26 protein-coding genes are annotated in these 19942 nt (G+C 68.0%); 9 read left to right on the top strand and 17 right to left on the bottom strand.

All coding sequences use genetic code 11. The annotated features are described in order from the left end of the window. Positions 1 to 165: 165 nt before the first annotated feature. From AW270_RS03125 to AW270_RS03080, 13 genes are all read right to left on the bottom strand, one after another. Positions 166 to 2463 carry a hypothetical protein gene (locus tag AW270_RS03125; RefSeq protein ID WP_061290425.1) on the bottom strand — a complete coding sequence of 766 codons (2298 nt, stop codon included), beginning with the start codon at positions 2461 to 2463 and terminating at the stop codon, positions 166 to 168. Continuing rightward, a complete protein-coding gene (locus AW270_RS03120) occupies positions 2463 to 2849 on the bottom strand; it encodes a hypothetical protein (protein WP_061290424.1) in 387 nt (128 codons plus the stop codon). The genes AW270_RS03125 and AW270_RS03120 overlap by 1 nt, the downstream gene beginning before the upstream one ends. After that, complete coding sequence (locus tag AW270_RS38405) at positions 2849 to 3016, bottom strand: hypothetical protein (protein ID WP_157521649.1); 168 nt, start codon at positions 3014 to 3016, stop codon at positions 2849 to 2851. The genes AW270_RS03120 and AW270_RS38405 overlap by 1 nt, the downstream gene beginning before the upstream one ends. A gap of 35 nt (positions 3017 to 3051) precedes the next feature. After that, positions 3052 to 3366 (bottom strand): hypothetical protein, encoded by a 315-nt coding sequence (locus tag AW270_RS03115; RefSeq protein WP_061291406.1) that lies wholly within the window; start codon positions 3364 to 3366, stop codon positions 3052 to 3054. Further along, positions 3366 to 3590 (bottom strand): hypothetical protein, encoded by a 225-nt coding sequence (locus tag AW270_RS03110; protein WP_061290421.1) that lies wholly within the window; start codon positions 3588 to 3590, stop codon positions 3366 to 3368. Before AW270_RS03110 ends, AW270_RS03115 begins: the two co-directional genes overlap by 1 nt. A 38-nt stretch (positions 3591 to 3628) precedes the next feature. Beyond that, the gene (locus AW270_RS03105) at positions 3629 to 3895 is read right to left on the bottom strand and encodes a hypothetical protein (RefSeq protein ID WP_061290419.1); all 267 of its coding nucleotides are present in this window, start codon (positions 3893 to 3895) and stop codon (positions 3629 to 3631) included. Between the two features lie 6 nt (positions 3896 to 3901). Further along, positions 3902 to 5263: a DUF2637 domain-containing protein gene (locus AW270_RS03100; protein WP_082801266.1), complete on the bottom strand. Its 1362-nt coding sequence runs from the start codon at positions 5261 to 5263 to the stop codon at positions 3902 to 3904. Positions 5264 to 5311: 48 nt separating this feature from the next. Beyond that, entirely contained in the window at positions 5312 to 5512 is a 201-nt protein-coding gene (locus AW270_RS38400) for a hypothetical protein (protein WP_157521648.1), read from the bottom strand. Further along, entirely contained in the window at positions 5509 to 5946 is a 438-nt protein-coding gene (locus AW270_RS03095; protein WP_061290414.1) for an RRQRL motif-containing zinc-binding protein, read from the bottom strand. The genes AW270_RS38400 and AW270_RS03095 overlap by 4 nt, the downstream gene beginning before the upstream one ends. A gap of 140 nt (positions 5947 to 6086) precedes the next feature. Continuing rightward, positions 6087 to 6470, bottom strand: a complete 384-nt coding sequence (locus tag AW270_RS03090; protein WP_061290412.1) for a WhiB family transcriptional regulator — start codon at positions 6468 to 6470, stop codon at positions 6087 to 6089. Between the two features lie 246 nt (positions 6471 to 6716). Continuing rightward, positions 6717 to 6893: a hypothetical protein gene (locus AW270_RS38395; protein WP_157521647.1), complete on the bottom strand. Its 177-nt coding sequence runs from the start codon at positions 6891 to 6893 to the stop codon at positions 6717 to 6719. Continuing rightward, positions 6890 to 7081: a hypothetical protein gene (locus AW270_RS03085; protein WP_061290410.1), complete on the bottom strand. Its 192-nt coding sequence runs from the start codon at positions 7079 to 7081 to the stop codon at positions 6890 to 6892. The genes AW270_RS38395 and AW270_RS03085 overlap by 4 nt, the downstream gene beginning before the upstream one ends. Positions 7082 to 7120: 39 nt before the next feature. Further along, a complete protein-coding gene (locus AW270_RS03080; RefSeq protein ID WP_061290408.1) occupies positions 7121 to 7501 on the bottom strand; it encodes a RapZ C-terminal domain-containing protein in 381 nt (126 codons plus the stop codon). A gap of 425 nt (positions 7502 to 7926) precedes the next feature. On the opposite strand from AW270_RS03080, the gene AW270_RS03075 reads away from it, so the two are divergent. From AW270_RS03075 to AW270_RS03065, 5 genes are all read left to right on the top strand, one after another. Beyond that, positions 7927 to 8694 (top strand): GntR family transcriptional regulator, encoded by a 768-nt coding sequence (locus AW270_RS03075; RefSeq protein ID WP_061290406.1) that lies wholly within the window; start codon positions 7927 to 7929, stop codon positions 8692 to 8694. 15 nt (positions 8695 to 8709) lie between these two features. After that, on the top strand, positions 8710 to 9369 hold the full coding sequence (locus AW270_RS37430) for a YdcF family protein (RefSeq protein ID WP_082801265.1): 660 nt from the start codon (positions 8710 to 8712) through the stop codon (positions 9367 to 9369). Between the two features lie 364 nt (positions 9370 to 9733). Then, positions 9734 to 10648: a hypothetical protein gene (locus tag AW270_RS38390; RefSeq protein ID WP_157521646.1), complete on the top strand. Its 915-nt coding sequence runs from the start codon at positions 9734 to 9736 to the stop codon at positions 10646 to 10648. A gap of 792 nt (positions 10649 to 11440) precedes the next feature. Next, positions 11441 to 12013, top strand: a complete 573-nt coding sequence (locus tag AW270_RS03070) for an RNA polymerase sigma factor (RefSeq protein ID WP_061290404.1) — start codon at positions 11441 to 11443, stop codon at positions 12011 to 12013. After that, positions 12006 to 12911 (top strand): hypothetical protein, encoded by a 906-nt coding sequence (locus AW270_RS03065; protein ID WP_061290402.1) that lies wholly within the window; start codon positions 12006 to 12008, stop codon positions 12909 to 12911. Before AW270_RS03070 ends, AW270_RS03065 begins: the two co-directional genes overlap by 8 nt. A gap of 84 nt (positions 12912 to 12995) precedes the next feature. Here the strand turns inward: AW270_RS03065 and AW270_RS03060 are convergent, their stop codons facing one another. Then, the gene (locus AW270_RS03060) at positions 12996 to 13865 is read right to left on the bottom strand and encodes an SDR family NAD(P)-dependent oxidoreductase (RefSeq protein WP_061290400.1); all 870 of its coding nucleotides are present in this window, start codon (positions 13863 to 13865) and stop codon (positions 12996 to 12998) included. A gap of 171 nt (positions 13866 to 14036) precedes the next feature. On the opposite strand from AW270_RS03060, the gene AW270_RS03055 reads away from it, so the two are divergent. Further along, positions 14037 to 14924, top strand: coding sequence for a helix-turn-helix domain-containing protein (locus tag AW270_RS03055; protein ID WP_061290398.1), 888 nt, complete (start codon positions 14037 to 14039; stop codon positions 14922 to 14924). A gap of 35 nt (positions 14925 to 14959) precedes the next feature. On the opposite strand, the gene AW270_RS03050 is transcribed toward AW270_RS03055, so the two are convergent. The 3 genes from AW270_RS03050 to AW270_RS03040 all read right to left on the bottom strand — a co-directional run bounded on the left by AW270_RS03050 (position 14960) and on the right by AW270_RS03040 (position 17116). After that, entirely contained in the window at positions 14960 to 15316 is a 357-nt protein-coding gene (locus AW270_RS03050; protein ID WP_157521645.1) for a hypothetical protein, read from the bottom strand. 561 nt (positions 15317 to 15877) lie between these two features. Further along, entirely contained in the window at positions 15878 to 16156 is a 279-nt protein-coding gene (locus tag AW270_RS03045; RefSeq protein WP_061290394.1) for a hypothetical protein, read from the bottom strand. Between the two features lie 105 nt (positions 16157 to 16261). Continuing rightward, the gene (locus AW270_RS03040) at positions 16262 to 17116 is read right to left on the bottom strand and encodes an NAD-dependent epimerase/dehydratase family protein (RefSeq protein WP_061290393.1); all 855 of its coding nucleotides are present in this window, start codon (positions 17114 to 17116) and stop codon (positions 16262 to 16264) included. 129 nt (positions 17117 to 17245) lie between these two features. Here AW270_RS03040 and AW270_RS03035 point away from each other — a divergent pair, with 129 nt between their 5' ends. The 3 genes from AW270_RS03035 (at position 17246) to AW270_RS03025 (ending at position 19877) form a co-directional block, all read left to right on the top strand. Further along, positions 17246 to 18076, top strand: coding sequence for a helix-turn-helix transcriptional regulator (locus tag AW270_RS03035; protein ID WP_061290391.1), 831 nt, complete (start codon positions 17246 to 17248; stop codon positions 18074 to 18076). A gap of 184 nt (positions 18077 to 18260) precedes the next feature. After that, positions 18261 to 19139: a CPBP family intramembrane glutamic endopeptidase gene (locus AW270_RS03030; RefSeq protein WP_218009072.1), complete on the top strand. Its 879-nt coding sequence runs from the start codon at positions 18261 to 18263 to the stop codon at positions 19137 to 19139. A 15-nt stretch (positions 19140 to 19154) separates the two neighbouring features. Then, a complete protein-coding gene (locus AW270_RS03025; protein WP_061290387.1) occupies positions 19155 to 19877 on the top strand; it encodes a helix-turn-helix domain-containing protein in 723 nt (240 codons plus the stop codon). Positions 19878 to 19942 lie beyond the last annotated feature (65 nt).

Genomic DNA, 19942 nt, shown 5'->3' with positions numbered 1-19942 from the left:
CGCGCCCGTGACAGGGCCGTGACGGCAGGGGTGACAGCGCCCGTGACAGTGCTCGTGACGGGGCCGTGACAAGATCATCGGCGCGGGTGCGGCGCGTCCCACGCGCAGCCGCACGCGAGGCGGCCGGACCGGTCGGGGCAGCCCGGCGGCTGCCCCGAGGCGATGTCAGGCGGCGGTGGCGTGGTCCTCGCGGTCGAGGGGGGACAGGTCCTTGATGGTGTAGGTGCGGACGCTGTCGGAGGTGTCGACGTCCAGGACGCCCCGCTGGTGGAGGGCGGTCAGGATCTTGTAGGTCCAGGCGCGGCTGTTGCCGGTCTGGGTGCGGATGGCGGTCAGGTCGCGGTCGGTGGCGGTGAAGGTGGGCCGACCGGCTTGTCGGCGCTGGCGCAGCCAGGCGTAGACCAAGCCGCGGGCTGCCTCGGGGGCCATCTTCGGGGCGGGCGCGTCGGCCTGGTAGGCGTCGGCTTCGGCCTGGGTCGGCTCCTGCACCCGGTCGCCGTGCCCGGCGGTGACGGACGGGTCGGGGTCCTCACTGCCCGCCAGCGCCTCAGCGACCGGATCGCCGGTGGTGCGCAGGTGGTCGACCACGCTCAGGATGGTGGCGGTGTCATCGGCTGCGATGAGAACCGGTCGCTCGTCCCCGCCGGGGTGGGGCGGGCCGACGATGTCTTTGCGCTCCAGGGCCTCCAGGAGGCGAAGGCAGTCCTCGGCAGGGATGCGAAGCCTGCTTTGCAGCAGAGCCGGGGAGGCGTTCTGGCGGGCGATGACCAGCGATGCGGCGGCGGCCAGCAGCTCAGCGAACTCGGCCGCGAACTCCTCACGCTCCGACCCGTCGTCCTGCCCCTCGTCGAACGCGGCGGGCGGCGGGGTGAGCGGCGGGGCCGGGGTGCGGGCCGGGCCGGTCGGGCGGGCGATACCAGCGGTGAACGGGTCGACCTTCTTGCCGGCGGCGGGGAAGGCGGCGGCGTGGGCCATCATCGCGGCGCGGGCCTCGGCGCTGTTGCGCCCCCACGAGTAGGTGCGCAGCGGCATCGCGTAGTGGGTGGTGCGGACGCTCTTGCCGTCCAGGTAGGCCATGCCGGGGTAGTGGTCTTCCCACTCGTGCGGCTCCACGTCGGCCTTGCGCTGCCGCGCTGAGGTGCCGTACTTGACGTCGTCGGGGTCGGACAGCCCGAAGCACATCTTGGCCATCTGCGAGCGGAACAGCGTCGGGATCTGCGTGTAGTCAGCCCGCTGAAGCGAAAGGATCACACCGCCACCAGCCGATCGGATCTCCTTGAGGATCTCCCCGAGGCGTTCCTCATCCTCGCCCCCGAGTTCGCCGACCAGCTTGGGGAGTTCCTCCACGTGCAGGAACCAGTAGGTCAGCCCGCAGCCGGGTTCCCAGTTGCTGTAGCCACGTTCGGCCAGCCACTTGGTCCGCGCCGGGATGGCCTTGTGCATGGCGCGGATCAGGTCCACCGCACCGGCCTTGCCGGTCTCGAAGCGGTGCAGCCCTTCCCGCAGCGGACCCATGGTCTGGTCGTCCTTGCTGAGGTCGATGGAGAACACCGCGACGTCCTTGCGGCTGATCAGTTCGCCGATGATGTTCCACGCGCCTCCGATCGACTTGCCGGAACCGGTCATCCCCATGATCTGCAAGTGGTGGCCGACGAACCGGTATTCGACGTCGTCGCCGTCCTGGTAGAGCCCGATCCGCAGCGGCTTGTCCACCGACGCGCCGGGGTGGGAGGGGCCGGGCCAGGGGATCGGCCGGCGGATGGCGCGCGGGTCGGACACGGTGATGACGGCCTGGTCGGCGCGGTCGTCGTCGCGGGCGATGGTCACGCTGCCGGGCGGCAGCTGCATCCCCGATTCGAGCCGGTCGGCGGCTTTGATCGCGTCGTCGGCTGTCTTCTCCCCGGGCGGCAGCTGCATCTTGCCCTTGACCTTGTTGTCGGTGACCTCGGTCGTCCGCACCCGGGCGCCCTTGAGACCGGCCTCGTCCCGGCGGCGGGAAAACAGCCGGGCCAGCGTGTCCCCGCCGTCCCCGTCCTCGCTGCCGGGGCCAGAGCGGATGACAGTGCGGATGTTCCACGACAGCGCCAGTGCGCCGCCGCCGAAGAACAGCGCGCCGGTCACGACGGGCGTGTCCAGGCCGGTGACGGTGACGGTGGTGAACCAGCCGCCGGCGGCGGCGGTGGTCAAGGTGGCGTGCAGCCGTCCGATCATCCTGCGCTGGTGGGTGATCGCCCACGTCAGACCGGTCAGGACGGTGGTGGCGAGCGTGGAGCCCATGGCCGCCCACGTCACCGCCGGGGCCTCACCCCACAGCGCGTGGGAGATGGCCGCCGTGGCGGCCTCGGCACCCAGGATCAGCCACGGCGGGACCAGCACCCCGATTTTGGAGGCGGCAGCGGCGGCCAGCCGCTCCATGGAGGCGTCCTGCACCAGTTGCAGGGACGGGGCCGAACTCTTGCGCATCACAGATCAACCTTTCCCTTGTAGTCCTTGCTCTTGGTGTCGCGCTCGCGCTTGCTGAGGGCTTCCAGCGCCTCCAGGAACTCCTGTCGGAACTGGACGTTGAACTTGACCGCCTCGGCGCTGATGCCGAGCACCAGTTCCCGGGCGTCGTTGAGTTCGCGGGCCACGCGCCAGGCGCGGGCGCGCACGTCGATGCCCATCAGCAGCGGGTGGCCCTTGAGCTGCCGCATCGCGTTCTCGGCGGCGTTGGCGGCGGCGTCCAGCTCCCGCGCCAGGTCGTGCGCGAAAAGCTGGGTCGCGGTGGCGTAGGCGGCGATCTTGGAGGGGACCTTGCCGTGGAACTCGATGCAGGCGATCTGGTCCAGGCGGGCCTGTCCGCTGCCCATCAGCGGTTCACCGGCCTGTCCTGAGCGATCAGTTCGCCGATGATGCTCCAGGCGTCACCGATCGACTTGCCGGAACTGGTCATCCCCGCGATCAGCATGTGGCGGCCGATGAGCTGGTAATCGGGACCGCCGTGCTCGCCCACGAGGGGTGTCTCGTGCTTGGCCATGGGCTTTCCTCTCTGAGGTCGAGTGCCGGCGGGTCTCATCCGGCCAGGAAGTGCTTGCGGTAGGAGCGGTGGAAGGTTTGGCCGCGTTCGGCCAGGGAGGCGGCCAGGTCGCGAGCGCGCTTGAGCCGCTTGGCCACCCGGCGGGCGCGGATCTTGGAGTCCAGCCCGAACAGCAGGACGTGGCCCTTCATGGACCCCATGGCGGCCTCAGAGTCCACGGCGGCGATGTCCAGTTCGGTGTTCCACCGGTCGGCGATCGTGCTCAGCGCGTTGCCGTAGGTCTGGAACGCCTCCCCGAGGCTGCCGGTGAAGGTGATCGAGGACAGTTCGGAGATCTTTCGGTCGGCCATCAGCGCCACACCGTCCTTTCCGGTTCGTTGGGGTCAAAGACGATGTCGGCTTCCACCACGCCCATCAGCCACATTCGGTACTCATGGGCGATCTGCCGGGCCACACGGCACAGCGCGGGGATCAGCGGCGGCAAGCCGACGAGGGCGGTCAGCCACGCATCGGCGGCGGTGATCAGCAGGGCAGGCAGGCACAGCCCCGCGCACAGCGCCATCAGCAGCGCCATGCCCGGGGCCGTGCGGCGTCCGTGGCAGGGTCGGCCGGTCATGGCCCGACCTCGGGGAAGCCGTAGCTGTAGGTGGACTCATCGGGCACCGGCCAGCCCCGGCCTTCCCGGCGGTCGGCGTGCGGGCTGTGGCCGTACTCGTGCAGCACCCCGCAGCGACCGCACCGGTAGAACCGGGCGGTGTGCTCGTTGACCGTCTCCCGGACGTAGTGGCGGTCCTGGAAGCCCCGGACCGCGATGAACACCGTGAAGGCGATGGCCGCCACGGCGGTGATGATGATGACGGCGATCGTGAAAACGACCATGGCGGGTCACCCCTCCGAAGATTGGGGAACGGTGAGCGCCTCGCGCGGCGCGCGGGCGGCGTTCATGGCGCTGTCGGCGTCGCGCAGTTCGTCGCGCAGCGTCGCGGCGGTCTTAGGCGCGCAGCGCAGGGCCTTACGGATCGGTTCAGCGTCAGGTCGGGAATCGATCGCCCCGGCCTGGATCAGCCGTGCCAGTTCGGCGCGATGCTCGTCGATCGACCGGCGCGGTGGCCGGTTTGACGTCCGGTTCGAGGTCCGATTGGTCGCGGGCCTCGGGCGGTGATCGGCCGCCGGTTCGATCGACCGGACGGGGACCGATCGATCAGGTTCGATCGACGGCGGGGTGTCGATCGAAGGGGTGTCGATCTGTTCCACGTCGATTTCGATCGAGGGGGAGGGGCGTTCGACGATCGCGCCGTCGATGATGGCCAGGCGGCCGGACTCGGCGGCTTCACGATCGGCGCGGGCGCTGTAGCGGGCGATCTCGCGGGCCAGGCGCCGGTCTCGGCGGGAGGCGTGCGGGCCGATGCCGTAGCGGTCGACCCACGCGGCCACCCACGCTGCCTCGGCGTCGTGGTCGGCGCGGGCGGCCTGGATGCTGGCAGCCGCCCACGACAGACGGGGGTAGCGGACCCGCCGCCAGGCCGCGCGGCGGATCTCGGCCGCGCTGAGGCCGTTGCGGGCATGGTCCTGCTGGCGCTTGTGCTGGGAGGCGGTCAGCTCCCACAGCAGGATGCCGAGAAGGCTGGCCAGCGCGAGCACGATGCCGACCTGGACGCCCGCCCACGGGTCGCCCGGGGTGGCGTTGTCGGCGATGCCGTGCCAGGCGTTCATGCCCGCCGCGACACCGGCCAGCCCCCACGTCCAGGCCCGGTATCGGCCGGCGGGAAGGTGCGCCTTGATCGCGGTGTGGGTGAGGTAGGCCAGATACCAGGCCGCGCCCTCCAGCGCGATCGGCAGCGCCGGGGCCAGCACGCCCAGGTGCATGACCTCACGCGCGAACGCCAGTTGGCCGTTCCAGGCGATGAGGATGGGGGCGCTCATCGCGACACCGCCCACCATCAGCGGAGCACGGCTCACCACCGTTGCGGCCAGGCGGCCGGCACTGGCGCGGCGAGCCTGGCGACGCTGGGCGTTGACCTCAGCGCGCCGGATGCGCCGCAGCTCCCGCCGGTCGGCCTTGTCCTTGCGGCGGGCCTCGCGAGCCTGTTCGGCACGCGCGGCGCGGTCGTCCTCGGCTTGCCGGCGGGCCTGGTCCAGACGTAACGCCGTCTCGGCGCGGGTCGCCTCGGCGGCGGCGCGGGCTTGGTCGGCGGCGGCCTCGGCCATCGTCCGCTCCGCCCGGGAGTCATAAAAGGTCTGCGTCATCTCGCCTCCCTTCGGGGGACGGAAGTTGGTTGGAGAGGTCGCGGGTCATCAGGTGTCCCCGCCGGGGATGCGGTCGGGCTGACCGCCCGACCCCTGGCAGGACTCGCAGCCCGATCCGCTGCACCACCAGCACGGCACCGTGCGGGGGGACTCGTGGCGGTCGGCCTCGGCCAGGGCGGGGTTCTGCTGGCGCGTGGTCGACGACGAGGCGGGAGGGCGGAGGGGGCAGAACCGGCGGGGCCTGCTCATGAGGCCACCTGACCGGCGTCGGTGTCGGCGTCGGCGGTGAGCAGACGGTCCACGTAGTCGGCGAAGCGGTGGGCGCAGTCCAGGCAGACGCCCAGATGGCGGGGCAGGACGTAGCCGACGTCGGTCTGGCACTCCGGGCAGGTCCGGCGGGCGGCGAGAGCTTTGGCCAGCGCGCCCAGCTGGGCCGGGGTGGCGGTGCGCTTGGGCAGGGCGAACCGCTCGTCATACAGGTAGGCCACCCGGACGCCGGGAGCGCCGTGGCGGCGGGACCGCCACTTGATTTGGGCCTGCACGTCCTGACCGCCGGGGCGAAGGCCCCGCGCGGTGAGCTGACGGCGGGTCAGCAGATGCGGCGGGGCCATCCGCCACGGGAAGGTCGGGATGCCGTACCGGGAACCGGCCGGGTCCCAGAAGGCCGCACGGATGCGAGACATCGGCTACCTCCCGCACGGTGGGTTGGCGGCGGCGCTCTGGCAGTGCGCGCACGAGGCGCTGTGGTTGGTCCCGTGGATCGGACAGCGCGGCTTGGCCGCGATCGGGTGCAGTCCACTGCACAGGGGGCACTGGTAGCGGCTCATGAGGCCAGCCCCGGGCGGGTCATCTCGGCGAGTTCGTCAGCGGTTAGGCCAGCCCAGACGCCGGTCTCGGGACGGATGCGCAGGGCCGCCGCCAGGCAGTGGAGGCGGGCGGGGCAGTCGGCGCACACGCTCTTGGCGACGTCTTCCCGGGCCGCCCGCTCCTGAGCGGACTCGTGGTCGAACAGGTCGGGGCCGGTGTGCAGGTCGGGGTCAGCCCCGCACGCCGCACCCTTCACCAGATCGGCCGGAAGGTCCCAGGTGATCAGGTCGAGCAACCGGACGGTAGGGACTTCGCCGACCTGGCGAAGCACGCGGCCGGGCGCGGCCGGGGTCATCGGGGGCCGCCGCTCTGCGCGGCGTTCGGCCAGCAGAAGGGGCACGGGTAAGGCCCCGAGCCCGGGTTCCAGATCTGACCGTTGCGGCAGTCGGACGGGCAGACCGCCCGCAGGAAACGCAGGAGTAAAGCCATGATGGAGACAGCTCCTTTTGATGGGAGTGAGGGCAGCCCCGTTGTCTTGGCGGATTGGGGGGCTGCCCTCTTGGCGTAGATGGGGAGACCGGCCAGCTGGCCGGGAGTGCCCCGGCGGGGAGTCGAACCCCGCCTTGCGACCATCAGGGCTGGTAGATCAGTGAGACGGGCGACAACTCCAGCACAGCCAGGGACCGCCGCCGTAGGCGATGACCCGCCGTTCGCGCAGGTCCGGCCGCGCCCGCCGGGTGAGGGCGATCCACCCCGGGCAGTCGCCGATGTAGGTCTCGCTGGTGGTCGAGCTGTAGAACTGGACGACCTTGCGCCGCTTCATCGCCCGCGCCGATCGGTGTGGATGTCGTTCTCGATGACGGTCACGCCGGTGTAGACGTTGCCTGTTCCCAGGTGGACGGGGCCGGTGTTCCCGCTGATGATGACCCCGATGTCGCCGATGATGTCCCCGGCGATGTTCACGCTGAGGTCCTGTTCGGCGCTGACGATCCGGCCATTGGCGTTGATCACAATCTTTCCTTCCAGGGGTTGGTGAGAGGCTGTGGGCTCTCAGCGCTGAACGACGGGTTTGTCCAGGTCGCGGTGTTCCAGTTCGACGGTCAGTCCGGCACGGCGCAGCCGGTCGGCAAGCTCCATGGCGAAGACCGGAGCGCGGTGCCGACCGCCGGCGCACCCATCAGCGACCGTGACCTGTCCGGCGCTGGGGCCGGACAGGAAAGCGGTCACAGCGGCGGCAGTGGCGTTCACCAGGTCGGTGATGCCGGCGGTGTTCAGGACCGTGGTCCTGACCGGCTCATCGTGGGCGGTCATGTGCCGCAGCTCAGGCGAGACGTGCGGGTCACGGAAGTGCTGGCGCAGGTCGATGACCAGATGCGCGGTCGGCGGATCAGCGTGCAGATAGCCGAACGACTCGATGCGGACAGCGGGCATGAGACTAAGGGCTCCTTGATGCAGGGAGGGGTGATGAAAGATCGAAGGTGCCCCGGCGGGGAGTCGAACCCCGCCTACGACCATCAGGGCGAATTCTTAGTCGGATACGTGTATGCGCAGGTCAGTCCATGCGCGGGCCGCCTTTTCTACGGGAGGCGGTGGCCCTTCGTCGTCGCTATTGAGTTCTTAGGTGTCGGGCGCGCCTGACTCGTCAGCCAGGGCAGGTTCCGAAGCATTGGCGCGCGATCCCGTCGGCTCGCCTTCCAGGGGCTCCGTGCCCCGTAGCCGTTCTTGCTCGCTTAGGGCTAGCTCTATTAGGGAGTATGGGGCGAGGACTGTCAATAGAGCTGGCTCTATTATCTAAGATGGCTGGTTGGAGCCAATATCGCTACCCTTATTGAGGGATGAGCGAGTGAGGAGATGTCATGGTCACCGGATACCGAGAGCTGGCCGAACTCCTTCGAGACAGCATCAGGCGAGGCGACTACCCGGCAGGTTCAACGCTGCCGAAGCAGGAGGAGCTGGCCGATCGCCACGAAGTCAACATCAAGACCGTTCGACAAGCCGTTCGGCTCCTTGAAGCCGAAGGACTGGTAACGCCCGTTCGGCGACGGGGAACTGTCGTTCGGGAACGCCCTCCCATGAAGCGACTGGGGGTGGAGCGCTACGCCAAGAGCAAGTGGAAGTTCGGCGGGCTTGTGGCGTTCGCTGCCGATCGCGAGGCCTCGGGTCGAGAATGGACGCCAGCCGACCAGACCCAGACGGTTCGCCTGGTCGAAGCCGATGCCGAGGTGTCCCAGGCGTTCGGGCTCGACGTCGGAACTCAGGTGTACGAGCGTTCACGGCTGGTCAAGGAAGGGGACTCTCCCACGCACACGTTGACCAGCTACTACCGTCCTGAGGACGTGCAAGGCACTCCGCTGGTCGACCCGACACCCGGACCAGCGGGCCGTGGTGGTGGCTTCGCCGTTCTGACGATCCAGGGCCTAGAACCAGACACCATGACCGAGACAATTCACGCACGTATGCCGACGCCAGATGAGGCCGAGACTTTGGGATTGCCCGCCGGCGAACCCGTCGTGGTGCTCCGGCGGCAGACGTTCGCCGAAGACGGTCGGCTGGTCGAGTTCGCCAGAGGCGTTCATGCGGCATCACGTTTCGAGTGGTCCTACACGTTCAAGATTCCCGATTGAGGACAGGTAGAGGTCATGACTGTCAGTGCTGCCATACCCCAAGCTGTACGGGCCGACGTTGAGACGCTGTGGGACTACCACAACATGCACCACGATGTGCGACCTTCAGACATCGGCATCGGTTTGGGCAGTCATGATTTGGGAGTCGCTACATATGCGGCTGATCTCTACATGCAAGGCATGTTTCCGCTGATCGTGTTCACGGGCGCTAATGCTCCGACTACCGTCAGCAGATTTCCGCGAGGTGAAGCGGTGGAGTATAGGGAACATGCAATCGCGCGAGGGGTTCCGGATGGCGCGGTGTTGGTAGAGCCAAAAGCGACCAACACCGGTGAAAACTTCACCTACACCCGGGCCCTTCTAGCGGAACGTGGGCTCTCGGTCAGCTCGGCGGTGCTCATCTCGCGCCCTTATCAGCAACGACGGGCGTACGCCACGTGTAAGAAGCTGTGGCCAGAGATAGAGGTTATCTGCGCATCACATCCGCTCTCGCTTGACGATTATGTGGAGAGCATTGGGGACGTTGATCGGGTGATTAACATGTTGGTTGGCGACACGCAACGTATCACGGAGTATCCGAAAAAAGGATTTGCTGTCGAGCAGCCGTATCCCGACAAGGTCCACACGGCTTTTGAGCGCCTAGTGAGTGCAGGTTATAAGGATCGCCTGATTTAGTGCGGAGACAAGTCGCAGCTTCTTAGTCCTCGTTATTACTCGTCCGCATTGATGTCCTCGTGTAGAAAACGGTCCAGTGCTTGGGCGCGCTCTGACAGATCATCAAATGTTAAGACGATGAGGCGTCCGCCAGATGCGCCATTCCGCCAGGCAAGTCGTTGAATGTCGCGATCAGAAAGGGTGGTGCGTCGACCAATCACTACAATGCCAGTAGCGCGCCTCACGCCAGGGAGATTGGCGCTAGCGTACGTCGGGTGGCTAGTGCGGATGCCTTCCGTGCAGCCATCGATCACAATCCGATGTCGAGAGGCTGCGATGGGCGAAAGTCCAAGACGGGATGACTGTGTAGCGTCATCATGTCTACATGGAGTGGTGGAAGCTAGGACTTGACTACCTAAAGATCATCTTATCTTGGCCGCTCATGGTCGTACTTATGGTGTTCATTTTGCGCCGGCCGTTGGCTGGCCTCCTTAAGCGGGATTTCGAGCTCGAAGCTCCAGGATTCAAGGCCAGAGTTGGCCTTGACGATGCCGAAGAAGCGGCGTCCAACGCGCTGGAAGAGGCGGTAGAACCAACTCCTAGCGCGGTAGTCGAGGCTTTGCTAAGTGATGTGAATGACGAGCAGCGAGCTAATTCGAGTGATGAGACTCACTCGGACGAGCAATCACTGCTGGCGGCCAAGATAGCCGATTTGGAAGGTCGGCTAGGAATAGAAAGAGAGCGCCAGGCGGCGTTATCTCGGGTACTCGTTGAAGGCGCACGTATCGGCTGGGAATGGGCCAAGTCGGGTGAAGATGCCCCTCCTAAGCTTGTGATTGACTGGACCGTGGATGGGGCGCCCCATGTGAGCGCACGGCGCGATAGTGATGCTGACTCGGTTGGCATGATAACGATGATGGCTTTTAGATATGAACAGAGGGTTCGTGATGCCATCACTGGAATATTTGCAGGACAGGTATCAATCGAGACCCCCTATCGCGACGGCGTCGCAGATTTCATCATTCGACGCGGGGATCGTTTCGCGCGCGTTATCGTAAAATATTCCTCGCGATCAGCTACCACTATGAGTACCGCTATGGTGGGGCAGATAATTTCTATGGCGGATAGGCAGATTTTTCCAATAGTGATTATTTCGAATTATCGCATGTCCAGTAGTGCCGCCCAGATGTTCACAGATTCGAATGTAGGGCAATGGGTTCTTTGGCGGGGTGAGCGAGATGATACGGCCCTGCGACTGGGAATTGAGCGCGTGCTTATGGGTGCCGATGCCGCACCCTGAACCCTCGCCCACTCTGACTAGCCACGCTTGGGTGACTAAATGAGTGACGACTGGGCTGGACGCGCGCGGACTCTCGCGAACATCGACGGACTGTCGGCGCGAGGCAGGTCAGACAAAGCAGCACGTTCTGCGGCTTGGGTGCGTCGTTTGCAAGCAGGATGTCAGGAGTTCGAATCTCCTAGGCTCCACTCTCCACTTCAAACGGCTTGTGGTTGACGCCCCTTCAAGGCGGCTTTCACAAGCCGTTTTCGTTCGTCTACGGGGGACGACCCCCCGAACCCCCCGATGCGAAGGGGCTGTTCGCCCCCTCGCGCTCCCCCTGGTCCGCTATCGCGTCCCCGTCGTCGCATTCGCTCCGGGGTCGCTGCGCTCCCTGGCGAAGGGCTCCGCCCCTCGCGCTCCCTGGCAAGGCCTCGCTTCGCTCGGGCTGCTGCTCGCTTCGCTCGTTAAGCCTTCTTTCGTTACGGCTTCGCCTGGTCGGCCACCCGATTCCCTCCGGCCACCCGATCGCGGGGGTCAGTCCGCTTCCGTGCCCGTTGCGTGCCCGATGGCGACTCTGCTGGAGATTGGGCGCGTGGGGGCATCGGGAGGAGACGGCAAGTCCATCGAAGTAGCCGAGTACATGGTGGCCGGTGACGTGGAGACCGCGTGTAACCCACCAAGCGCCGTGATTCGGGTGGCACCCTGCCGTGTGACCTGCACGAACTTCCGCCTGCACACTGGGGCGGGAAAGCGATTCGTACCTCCGGCGGAGTGCAGATGTCAGATGACCGCTTCGCCCGGAGGGCGCCCATGACGACCGATATCGGCGAGCACGTGAGGGACAACGAGCTCGTCGCCGGATTCCGCCAGGATCCGGAGGCGTTCACCCGCGTCTACGACCGCTACTTCCGTGACATCTACCGCTATGTGGCCGGCCGGCTCGGCGAGGACGCCGCCGACGATCTCGCGGCGGAGACCTTCCTCACCGCGTTCCGGCTGCGCGCCAGGTTCGAGCCCGAACGCGGGGCCCTGCGCCCCTGGTTGTTCGGGATCGCGACCAATCTCGTCGCCCGCCACCGCCGCAAAGAGGCCCGGCACTACCAGGCACTGGCCCGTACGGGGGCCGAGCCGGACACCGAGAGCCACGAGACCCGGGTGCTCGCGTCCGTCGCGGCGGGCCGGTTGCACACCGACCTGGTGCGGGCGCTGGCGTCGCTGAATCGCGGGGAACGCGACGTGCTGCTGCTCGTGGCGCTCGCCCAGCTCTCCCATGAGGAGGTCGCCGAGGCACTCGGCATCTCCTACGGCACGGTCGGCTCCCGGCTGAGCCGTGCCCGTACGAAGCTTCGCAAACTGATCGGCAAGGAGTCGTTCAATGGATGACCTTGAGTCCCTGCGCGTCGCGCTGGCCAAGGACCCCTCGCAGGACACGATCGACCAGGGGCGCCACCGCCTCATGAACGCCACCCGCCACTCCGCCCCCGCAAGGCGCCGCTGGCTTGCTGTCGGAGCGCTCGCCCTCGGCGCTTCGGCCGCCGCCGTGATCACCATGTTGACCACGGCCGCCCCCCTTCCCGCGCCCACCCAGGCACAGCCCAGCGTGAGCCGGCCGGTGCAACTGACGGGCCGGCAGATCCTGCTCGCCGCCGCCGACACTGCCGAGCAGGCCGCCGACGAGCCCGGGAAGTACTGGCACGTCGTCATCGAGCACGACGGCCCTGCCAGGACCGCCAAGGGCAAGCCGGACGGCCCGTGGCGCGCCGAATGGTGGTACCGCCGCGCCGACGGCCATCTCTTCGGCGGCACCGGCGACGGCAAGGCCATGGACAACCCGCTGTCGAAGAACTATTGGGTCCTCGACCAGTCGTTCACCTACCAGCAGCTCCAGGACCTCCCCACCGACCCGGAAGCCCTGAAGGAACTGGCTCTCAAGGGCATGCGCGACGGCCTGAAGGGCGAGGAGCCCAGAATCGGCGAGGACGGCTACATCGCCCTCTCGATGCACTACCTGCTCTACGATGTGCCGATCTCACCGGAGGTGAGGGCGGGCGTCCTGCGGGCGCTGGCGTCCCTGCCGATCGTGTCGAACGTCGGCGAGGTCAACGGCGGCGACGGAGTGCGGGTCGACATCGACGGAGCCGCGTTCACCCTTGTCGTCGACAAGGAAACGGGCCTGCTCCGGAGCATCGTCAACGGGCCGGACAGCGTGATCGAGATCTCCACCGCCGAATGGACCGACGAGCTTCCCGAGGTGGTGCAACCGCCCGCCGAGAACGAATAGCCATTCGTGAGATCGGGGACGTCCGCGCAAGGAAGCCAGCCCGCGATCTCAGCCCGACGAGTCGGCCTTGGGCAAGGCTCCGCGTCAGGGCTGCGGGAAGTCCGTGCTGTGGGCCAGTTCGCGTCCGGCTTCGATGTCCGCCGTGAGGGCCTGGACCTTGCTGGTGGCGTAGGAGTAGGCATCGGATCCCAGGAGCCGGCGCAGCGGGCCTTGTCCCGGTGCCGCCTCTGTCGCCGTCAGGGAGATGATCGCGGCAGCGCCCTTCACCGGGTCGCCGAGCTGGCTGCCCTGGAGGTTCAGGTGGTTGTCGGTCATCTCGCGGATGGGCTCATAACCCTCTGTCGTCGAGGTCGGCAGGGCCAGCGAGTCGGTGGTCAGGAAGCTGGTGCGGAAGTAGCCGGGCTCCACGAGGGTGACCTTGACGCCGAACTCCGCGACCTCGCCCGCGAGCGCCTCGCTCAAGCCCTCCAGCGCGAACTTGCCCGCGCAGTACAGGCCCCATCCGGGAACGGCGACCAGGCCCAGCACAGAGGAGATGTTCACGACGTGGCCGCTCTTCTGCTTCCTGAAGATGGGCAGTACGGCGCGCAGGACGTTCCAGACGCCGAAGACCTGGACATCGAACATCCGCCTGGCCTCGGCGTCGGCTGTGTCCTCGACCGAGGCGAGGAAGCCGTAGCCCGCGTTGTTGACCACGACGTCCAGGGCTGCGAAGCGGTCCATGGTGCGGCGGACGGCGTCGGCGACCGCGGCCTCGTCCGCGAGGTCGACCTCCAGGGCCAGCAGCCGGCTGGTGTCCACGCCGGCCAGAGCCTGGGTCAGGCGTTCGGTGGAGCGGGTGGTCGCGGTGACGTTGTGACCGGCTTGGAGCAGCTGCCGCACGAGTTCCAGGCCGAGGCCGCGGGAAGTGCCGGTGACGAACCAGGTCGCAGGGGTGCCGGTGAGTTTGGTCATGGGGATCTCTCCTGCAGATCATTGGGCCAGATGGTGGCCGGGACGTGATTCCAGTCTTCGGCACGGAAGTGCCCCGGCTGGTGCCATATCCGGCCTCCTGCGTCCTGGGACGCCGCGTCCTAGGAAGGGCCGATCCAGGCTCGCTCAGGCGATTTTTGGGAGGATCAGACCATGGCGGCAGACAACAGGGAGCTCGCGGATTTCCTCCGGCGCGCCCGGAGCAGAGTCGACCCCTCCCGCGCGGGCCTGCCGGCCGATGACCGCATCCGCCGGGTCCCGGGCCTGCGCCGCGAGGAGGTCGCGCTGCTGGCGGGAGTGTCCACCGACTACTACACCCGGCTGGAGCAGGGGCGGCGCATCACCCCGTCCGCCGGGGTCCTGGACGCGATCGCCCGTGCTCTCGGCCTCGACGCGGCCGGGCGCGAACATCTCGGCCACCTCATTGGCGCGGCCTCCGGGCCCCGCCGTCGCGTCCCGAGCGTGCAAAGGGTACGCCCAGGGCTGCACCAGTTCCTCGACGCCCTTGAGGGCACCCCCGCCCTCATTCTCGGCCGGAGGACCGACGTCCTGGCCACCAACCGCATGGCCAGAGCCCTGCTGAGCGACTTCGACGCGCTCCGGCCCCGCGAGCGCAACTACGCCCGGTGGATGTTCCTCACCGACCAGGCGCGCGAGCTGTTCCTCGACTGGGACGTGCAGGCGCGCGCGGCCGTGGAAAGCCTCCGTCTCGACGTCGGCCACGACCCGGGCGACCAGATCGCCAAGGACCTGGTCGCCGAGCTGTCCCGGTGCAGCCCCGAGTTCCGGCGGTGGTGGGAGGAGCACGGCGTCTATCAGCGCACGTTCGGCTCCAAAAGCCTGCGCCACCCCGTCGTCGGGGAGCTCACGGTCGACTACGAGACGCTCACCATGCCCGGCGACCCCGACCAGACCCTCTTCGTCTACACCACTGAGGCCGGAACCGCCTCACGCCAGGCCATGCAGCTCCTGACCAGCTGGGTCCTGTCCAGCGACCGCGTCCAGGACCCATCGGGACGAGCCGCGGGAAACACACCATGAACACGCCGCGGTGAAGACGCCACGGTGAATGCTGATCAAGGGCGTCCGGGCCACTTGAGGGAGCAGACATTGACGGTGCGGGTCGAGAACTTCGGGATCTGGATAAGCCTGGATTTCGGTGCGATCCGTCCGTTCGCGAGGCGCTTCACCCGGTAGGCGCCGGGCCGGCCCCGGAAGTAGTACGTGCCGTTGTCGTCGCGCGCGCTGCCCGCGACGCCCGGACCCGCGACCGTGACCGACACGCCACCCACGTGGGCACACCTGAAGACCAGCTTGAGGAGTCCGTACGGCGGTGTCGCCGCGGCCGAGGGAGGTGCGAAGCCGACGGTGGCCACGGCGAGACTCATCGCGAGCGCGCCTGTTAAGGCAGAACGTCGGACAATGCTGGGCATGATGATCCTTTCCTGGAGAATTCGGCCACTCTAGCCTCGTCTCCCATATGCGCAGCGTGGTTCGGCAAATGGTGAAGCGTTTGCGGCGGTTTCTCGCAGTGCGCGGTGGACGAAGCGCTATAGGTCTGCGCGAAAGCTCGGACCCGCTCGGCGTGCGCGACGTTCGGACCACTTGTAGAAGCCCAGCTCCGAGGCAGGCACCCGCACCTGCTTGGCCACATGCTCGACCGCGTCATCCGGAAGCTCCGGTTTCCTGTCCGCGCGAACCTTGCGACGCTCCATCGCTCCGACCTGCACTCGGACGCGCTGTCTCCGGCCATCCGGCCCAACCCTCTGCCTTCGGCGACCGGCAACATGCACACGAGGGCCTCGGCAGTTGACCAGGTGACGTTTCGTTCCGTTATTTACCTGCTTATCCTTCATGATTCAGTCTTACTTCGTACGTTGCGCGGCCGCTGGCTCTACCAACATAAAAGCCCAGGTCAGAGGCCATTTCTCTGCCTGGGCTTCAGTGTTTCTCAGAGCTGGTATTGCGCCGTTGTGGAGGGAGGGCGGCGGTTCTCAGGTGCCGCAGACCACCTGCCAGCACCACCAGGCGCCGGTCTCGGTGTCGACCGCGCAGCGGTAGCAGACGATGGCGCCGGTCTCCTGTTCCAGGGTCTGCATCTCGTTGATGGGGGCGCTCTCGTCGATGGCACGGACGTCGGAGATCGCGCCGTCCTTCCATTCGAGCAGGACCTCGGCGGAGCCGACCTGGACGACCACCTCGCCCGCTCCGCCCGAGGGGCGTGGCGGGTTGGTGTCCAGTGTTACCCCGATGGTGGCGACCTTCCTGGCCATGATGCTCTCCTCTGTCGAAGGTGACTCCCCGCCAAGGTCCCTCTCCCGACGGCCCCGCGCATGAGTCGCCCCCTACTCAAGAAGCAGGCAGAGGTGTCGGGCCGGTTACAGCACTCCCATGTCCCGTGCCGTCCATACCGAGGGGATCAGAGGGCGGTAGCCCAGTTCGTGGCGGATGCGGGTCGTGGACATCACGCTGTGCCACGGATCGGGGACAGCCCTGTCGTAGGCCTCCTGGGGCACCGGCAGCCCATGGAACTGGAAGAGGTCGACCATGGTCACCGGGGCATCGTCGGCGATGTTGTAGACGCCGTGTGCACCGGGCGCGTACAGCAGTCGCCGCAGGCCCTGCGCCACATCCAGGTGGTGGCCCATGTGGAGGCGCTGCATGGCGGGCCAGTTCGGCGCCCACTTCATCGCGTCGGCCAGGTGCGGGTCCCCGTCGCCGTAGACGAACGGCAGCCGTCCGATGCGGAGGTCGTCGAGGCCGTCCAGTGCCTTGAGCGCACGCTCGGCCTCCCACTTGGACTCGGGGTAGGCGCCCCACAGATGATCGCCCGGCACGGTCTCGTCGCTCTCGACCAGCGCCCTGCCTCGCCCGGCGCCGTACACGAGACCGGTGCTTACCTGCACGAACCGCCGCACGCCTGAAGCCACCGCGGCCCGTCCGAGCTCGATGGCCGCGTCCCGGTTGACCGACCACGCCTCCTCGTCCGGCACCCCGCGGAACGCGGCGGCGACGTTCACCACCGCGTCCACGCCAGCCGTCGCTTTGCCGAGCACCTCCGCGTCCCGTAGATCGCCGACCAGCACCTGGGCGCCGAGTTCCGCGAACCGCTCGCCGCGCGCCGCGTCCCGCACCAGGACCCTTACCTCGTCGCCGGGGCCCGCGTTCTGCAGCAGCCGCGGCACGAACCGCCGTCCTACCTGGCCCGTCGCGCCTGTCACCAAAGTCAGCATGGCCGCCTCCTCGTCGTCGTAGCCACCTTTTGAAGCGTGCGGGACGGGCGGGGAGCGGCGGGAGAGACGCGGTCATCCAGGGACCGGCACACCCTGGATACGAGCCCGTGACCAGGGCATCCTCGAAGAGTGGACCGCATCGAACTCGCCGACTTCCTGCGCCGCGCCCGCCTCCGCCTGGCCCCGTCCGACGTGGGGCTGAAGCCGGGTCCGCGGCGCCGCACCCCGGGGCTGCGCCGCGAGGAGGTGGCGCAGCTCACCGGGATGTCCACGGACTACTACACGCGGCTGGAACAGCGCCGCGGCTCCCACCCGTCGCGGCAGATGCTCACCGCTCTCGCCCGCGCCCTGCGGCTCACCGACGTGGAGCGCGACCACCTGTTCCACCTGGCGGGGCAGGAGCCGCCCCGCCCCGGCAGCTCCTCGGACCATGTCCGCCCGGGGCTGCTGCTGATCCTTGACCGGCTGCGCGACATCCCGGCGTCGGTGGTGAGCGACTGGGGCCAGATGCTCGCGCAGAACACCATGTCGGTGGCCGTGACCGGCGATCATGTGGGGACGAACATGATCCGCCGCTGGTTCACGGTGCCGGGCGCACGGGACCTGACCCCACCCGAGAACCACGAGGAGCATGCCCGCGCACACGTGGCGAGCCTGCGTGCGGTCACCGCGGCCCGCCCCCACGACCAGGGCCCCGCCGCCCTCGTGGCCGAACTCCGCGCCGCGTCACCTGAGTTCGAGGAACTCTGGGAGTCGCATGACGTCGTGGTGCGCCGCCCGTCGCCGAAGCGTTTCCTCCACCCCGTGGTCGGTGTCCTCGACCTCGACTGTGAGGTGCTGGTCAGCGACGGCCACAGCCAGCAACTCGTCGTGCACTCGGCGCGGCCGGGCACCGAGACCTACCAGCGGCTCGAACTACTGCGGGTCGTCGGCCTCCAGGACCTGGCCCCCCGCCTCTGAGAGGGCATGGCGCCGGACCTGCCGGATGTCGTGAGCTGGGGTGCGGAGCTACGCGCCACCCGACCCTCGCCGGACGACTTGAGTGTGCCCCCAGGGCATGGTGTTCGCTCGTGAGCGCTGCAATCGGCTCACGCTCGAGAGGACTTTCCCCATGGACGCACCAGGCTCCGCCGATCACCGAGACGTGACGAGTCCGGTCGACGGCTCCCGGCCGTTCGGCGCGCACCTGCGCATGAGCTGGTGGAAGGCGCTCCTGGTCATCATCGTGCCCTCGCTGGGGATGGTGGTCCTGCAGGTCGTGCTCTACCAGCTCGTCGGGGTCGTCGAGGGCAGCGACGATCCGCTGGCGGCCACCTTCACGCCGTTGAAGTTCCTGGCCGTCAACGTCAGCGTGGGCGCGGCCGGTGCGCTGGCGATCGGGCTCCTGGTGTGGCTGGCGAAGGTGCCGTGGCGCAGGCTGATCAGCGCGCCGCGAGCGTTCGACCCCCGCCGCTTGACGGAGTACCTTCTCGGCGCGGCGCTGCTGGTGGGCGCCGGGATCGGGGTCGTGGCCCTGGTCGCCCCGGACGCTCCGGGCTGGACCGCCTTCGGGGTGAGCGCCACGACGATCGTCATGCTGATCCTCATCCTGCTGACCACTCCGCTACAGGCGGCCGGGGAGGAGTTGATGTTCCGCGGCGCCGTGCTGCCCGCCGCCGCGTCGTGGGTGCGTCCGGTTCGCCCGGCTCTGGCCGTCGGGCTCATGGTGGCCAGCCTGGCCTTCGCCGTGATGCACGGCTCGACCGACCCCTGGTTGTTCGGCTACTACGCCGTGTTCGGCCTCTGCACCGGGCTCATGGCGATCATCAGCCGGGGCATCGAGGCGCCGGTCGCCTTCCACGTCGCCAACAACGTCGTGGCGACGACCGTCAATACACTGATGGCGGACGGTGAGGCGTTCCCTCTCGACCGGTCCACCGACACCGGCGACGCGTCCCTGCTGATTCTCGCCGCCGTCAACGTCGGCATGGTCGTCCTCGTCTGGCTGCGCGAGCGGCGTCGCCGGACCCGCAAAGCCGCATGAGGAGGCGGGCAACCCATGAGCTGGAGCACTCGTGAGATAGCCGAGCTCGCGGAGACCACGGTGAAGACGGTGCGCTACTACCACCAGATCGGCCTGCTCGACGAGCCCGACCGCGAACCCAACGGTTACAAGCGCTACGAGGTCCGCCACCTGACGCGGCTGCTGCAGATCAAGCGACTGACCGGGCTGGGCGTGCCGCTCGCGCAGGTGGCCGCGATGGGGGCCGGCGCCGAAGATCAGGCCTCGATCTTCAGGACCATCGACGCCGAGCTGGAGGCGACAGTGGAGCGGCTCCAGAGCATCCGGCGGGTGCTGGCCACGCTGTCCGAGCCGGGCGCGGCGGCGGACGTGCCGACCGGGTTCAGCGGGGTCGCGGAGGACCTGCGCGGCAATGATCGCGCACTTCTCATGATCTACGCCCAGCTGTTCTCGGAGGAGTCGATGGACGCCGTACGGCGGACCTTGGAGGCACGCCCCGACGTCGCGCTCGACGAGGAGTTCCGCGACCTCCCCGAGGACGCCGACGACACCACGCGGCAGGCCCTCGCCGAGAGGCTCGCACCGTTCGTCGACGGCGCGAGCACCGATCATCCGGTCACGCTGGAACTCAAGGCCTCCTCACCGGGGCAGGTCCGAGCGGCCCAGGCCGCCCTCGGCCGTGCTCTCGAAGCCCTCTACAACAGCGCTCAGATCGATGTGCTGCGCCGGGCACAGATGATCAGCGCAGGGCGATGGTGATGTGGGGATGACCCTTGTGGTGCGGAGGTGATCTTCGCGCGCCCGGATCCACGATGAGGGGCACC

The organism is Herbidospora cretacea, assembly GCF_001570605.1.
GTDB lineage: Bacteria > Actinomycetota > Actinomycetes > Streptosporangiales > Streptosporangiaceae > Herbidospora > Herbidospora cretacea.
This window is presented reverse-complemented; position numbering and strand designations above follow the sequence as displayed.

What these genes read in the sequence shown, in the direction of transcription:
- AW270_RS03125 (WP_061290425.1), bottom strand. Translation starts at nt 2,463, where the DNA reads ATGCGCAAGAGTTCGGCCCCGTCCCTGCAACTGGTGCAGGACGCCTCC.
- AW270_RS03120 (WP_061290424.1), bottom strand. Translation starts at nt 2,849, where the DNA reads ATGGGCAGCGGACAGGCCCGCCTGGACCAGATCGCCTGCATCGAGTTC.
- AW270_RS38405 (WP_157521649.1), bottom strand. Translation starts at nt 3,016, where the DNA reads ATGGCCAAGCACGAGACACCCCTCGTGGGCGAGCACGGCGGTCCCGAT.
- AW270_RS03115 (WP_061291406.1), bottom strand. Translation starts at nt 3,366, where the DNA reads ATGGCCGACCGAAAGATCTCCGAACTGTCCTCGATCACCTTCACCGGC.
- AW270_RS03110 (WP_061290421.1), bottom strand. Translation starts at nt 3,590, where the DNA reads ATGGCGCTGCTGATGGCGCTGTGCGCGGGGCTGTGCCTGCCTGCCCTG.
- AW270_RS03105 (WP_061290419.1), bottom strand. Translation starts at nt 3,895, where the DNA reads ATGGTCGTTTTCACGATCGCCGTCATCATCATCACCGCCGTGGCGGCC.
- AW270_RS03100 (WP_082801266.1), bottom strand. Translation starts at nt 5,263, where the DNA reads ATGACGCAGACCTTTTATGACTCCCGGGCGGAGCGGACGATGGCCGAG.
- AW270_RS38400 (WP_157521648.1), bottom strand. Translation starts at nt 5,512, where the DNA reads ATGAGCAGGCCCCGCCGGTTCTGCCCCCTCCGCCCTCCCGCCTCGTCG.
- AW270_RS03095 (WP_061290414.1), bottom strand. Translation starts at nt 5,946, where the DNA reads ATGTCTCGCATCCGTGCGGCCTTCTGGGACCCGGCCGGTTCCCGGTAC.
- AW270_RS38395 (WP_157521647.1), bottom strand. Translation starts at nt 6,893, where the DNA reads ATGAAGCGGCGCAAGGTCGTCCAGTTCTACAGCTCGACCACCAGCGAG.
- AW270_RS03080 (WP_061290408.1), bottom strand. Translation starts at nt 7,501, where the DNA reads ATGCCCGCTGTCCGCATCGAGTCGTTCGGCTATCTGCACGCTGATCCG.
- AW270_RS03075 (WP_061290406.1), top strand. Translation starts at nt 7,927, where the DNA reads ATGGTCACCGGATACCGAGAGCTGGCCGAACTCCTTCGAGACAGCATC.
- AW270_RS37430 (WP_082801265.1), top strand. Translation starts at nt 8,710, where the DNA reads ATGACTGTCAGTGCTGCCATACCCCAAGCTGTACGGGCCGACGTTGAG.
- AW270_RS38390 (WP_157521646.1), top strand. Translation starts at nt 9,734, where the DNA reads ATGGAGTGGTGGAAGCTAGGACTTGACTACCTAAAGATCATCTTATCT.
- AW270_RS03070 (WP_061290404.1), top strand. Translation starts at nt 11,441, where the DNA reads ATGACGACCGATATCGGCGAGCACGTGAGGGACAACGAGCTCGTCGCC.
- AW270_RS03065 (WP_061290402.1), top strand. Translation starts at nt 12,006, where the DNA reads ATGGATGACCTTGAGTCCCTGCGCGTCGCGCTGGCCAAGGACCCCTCG.
- AW270_RS03060 (WP_061290400.1), bottom strand. Translation starts at nt 13,865, where the DNA reads ATGACCAAACTCACCGGCACCCCTGCGACCTGGTTCGTCACCGGCACT.
- AW270_RS03055 (WP_061290398.1), top strand. Translation starts at nt 14,037, where the DNA reads ATGGCGGCAGACAACAGGGAGCTCGCGGATTTCCTCCGGCGCGCCCGG.
- AW270_RS03050 (WP_157521645.1), bottom strand. Translation starts at nt 15,316, where the DNA reads ATGCCCAGCATTGTCCGACGTTCTGCCTTAACAGGCGCGCTCGCGATG.
- AW270_RS03045 (WP_061290394.1), bottom strand. Translation starts at nt 16,156, where the DNA reads ATGGCCAGGAAGGTCGCCACCATCGGGGTAACACTGGACACCAACCCG.
- AW270_RS03040 (WP_061290393.1), bottom strand. Translation starts at nt 17,116, where the DNA reads ATGCTGACTTTGGTGACAGGCGCGACGGGCCAGGTAGGACGGCGGTTC.
- AW270_RS03025 (WP_061290387.1), top strand. Translation starts at nt 19,155, where the DNA reads ATGAGCTGGAGCACTCGTGAGATAGCCGAGCTCGCGGAGACCACGGTG.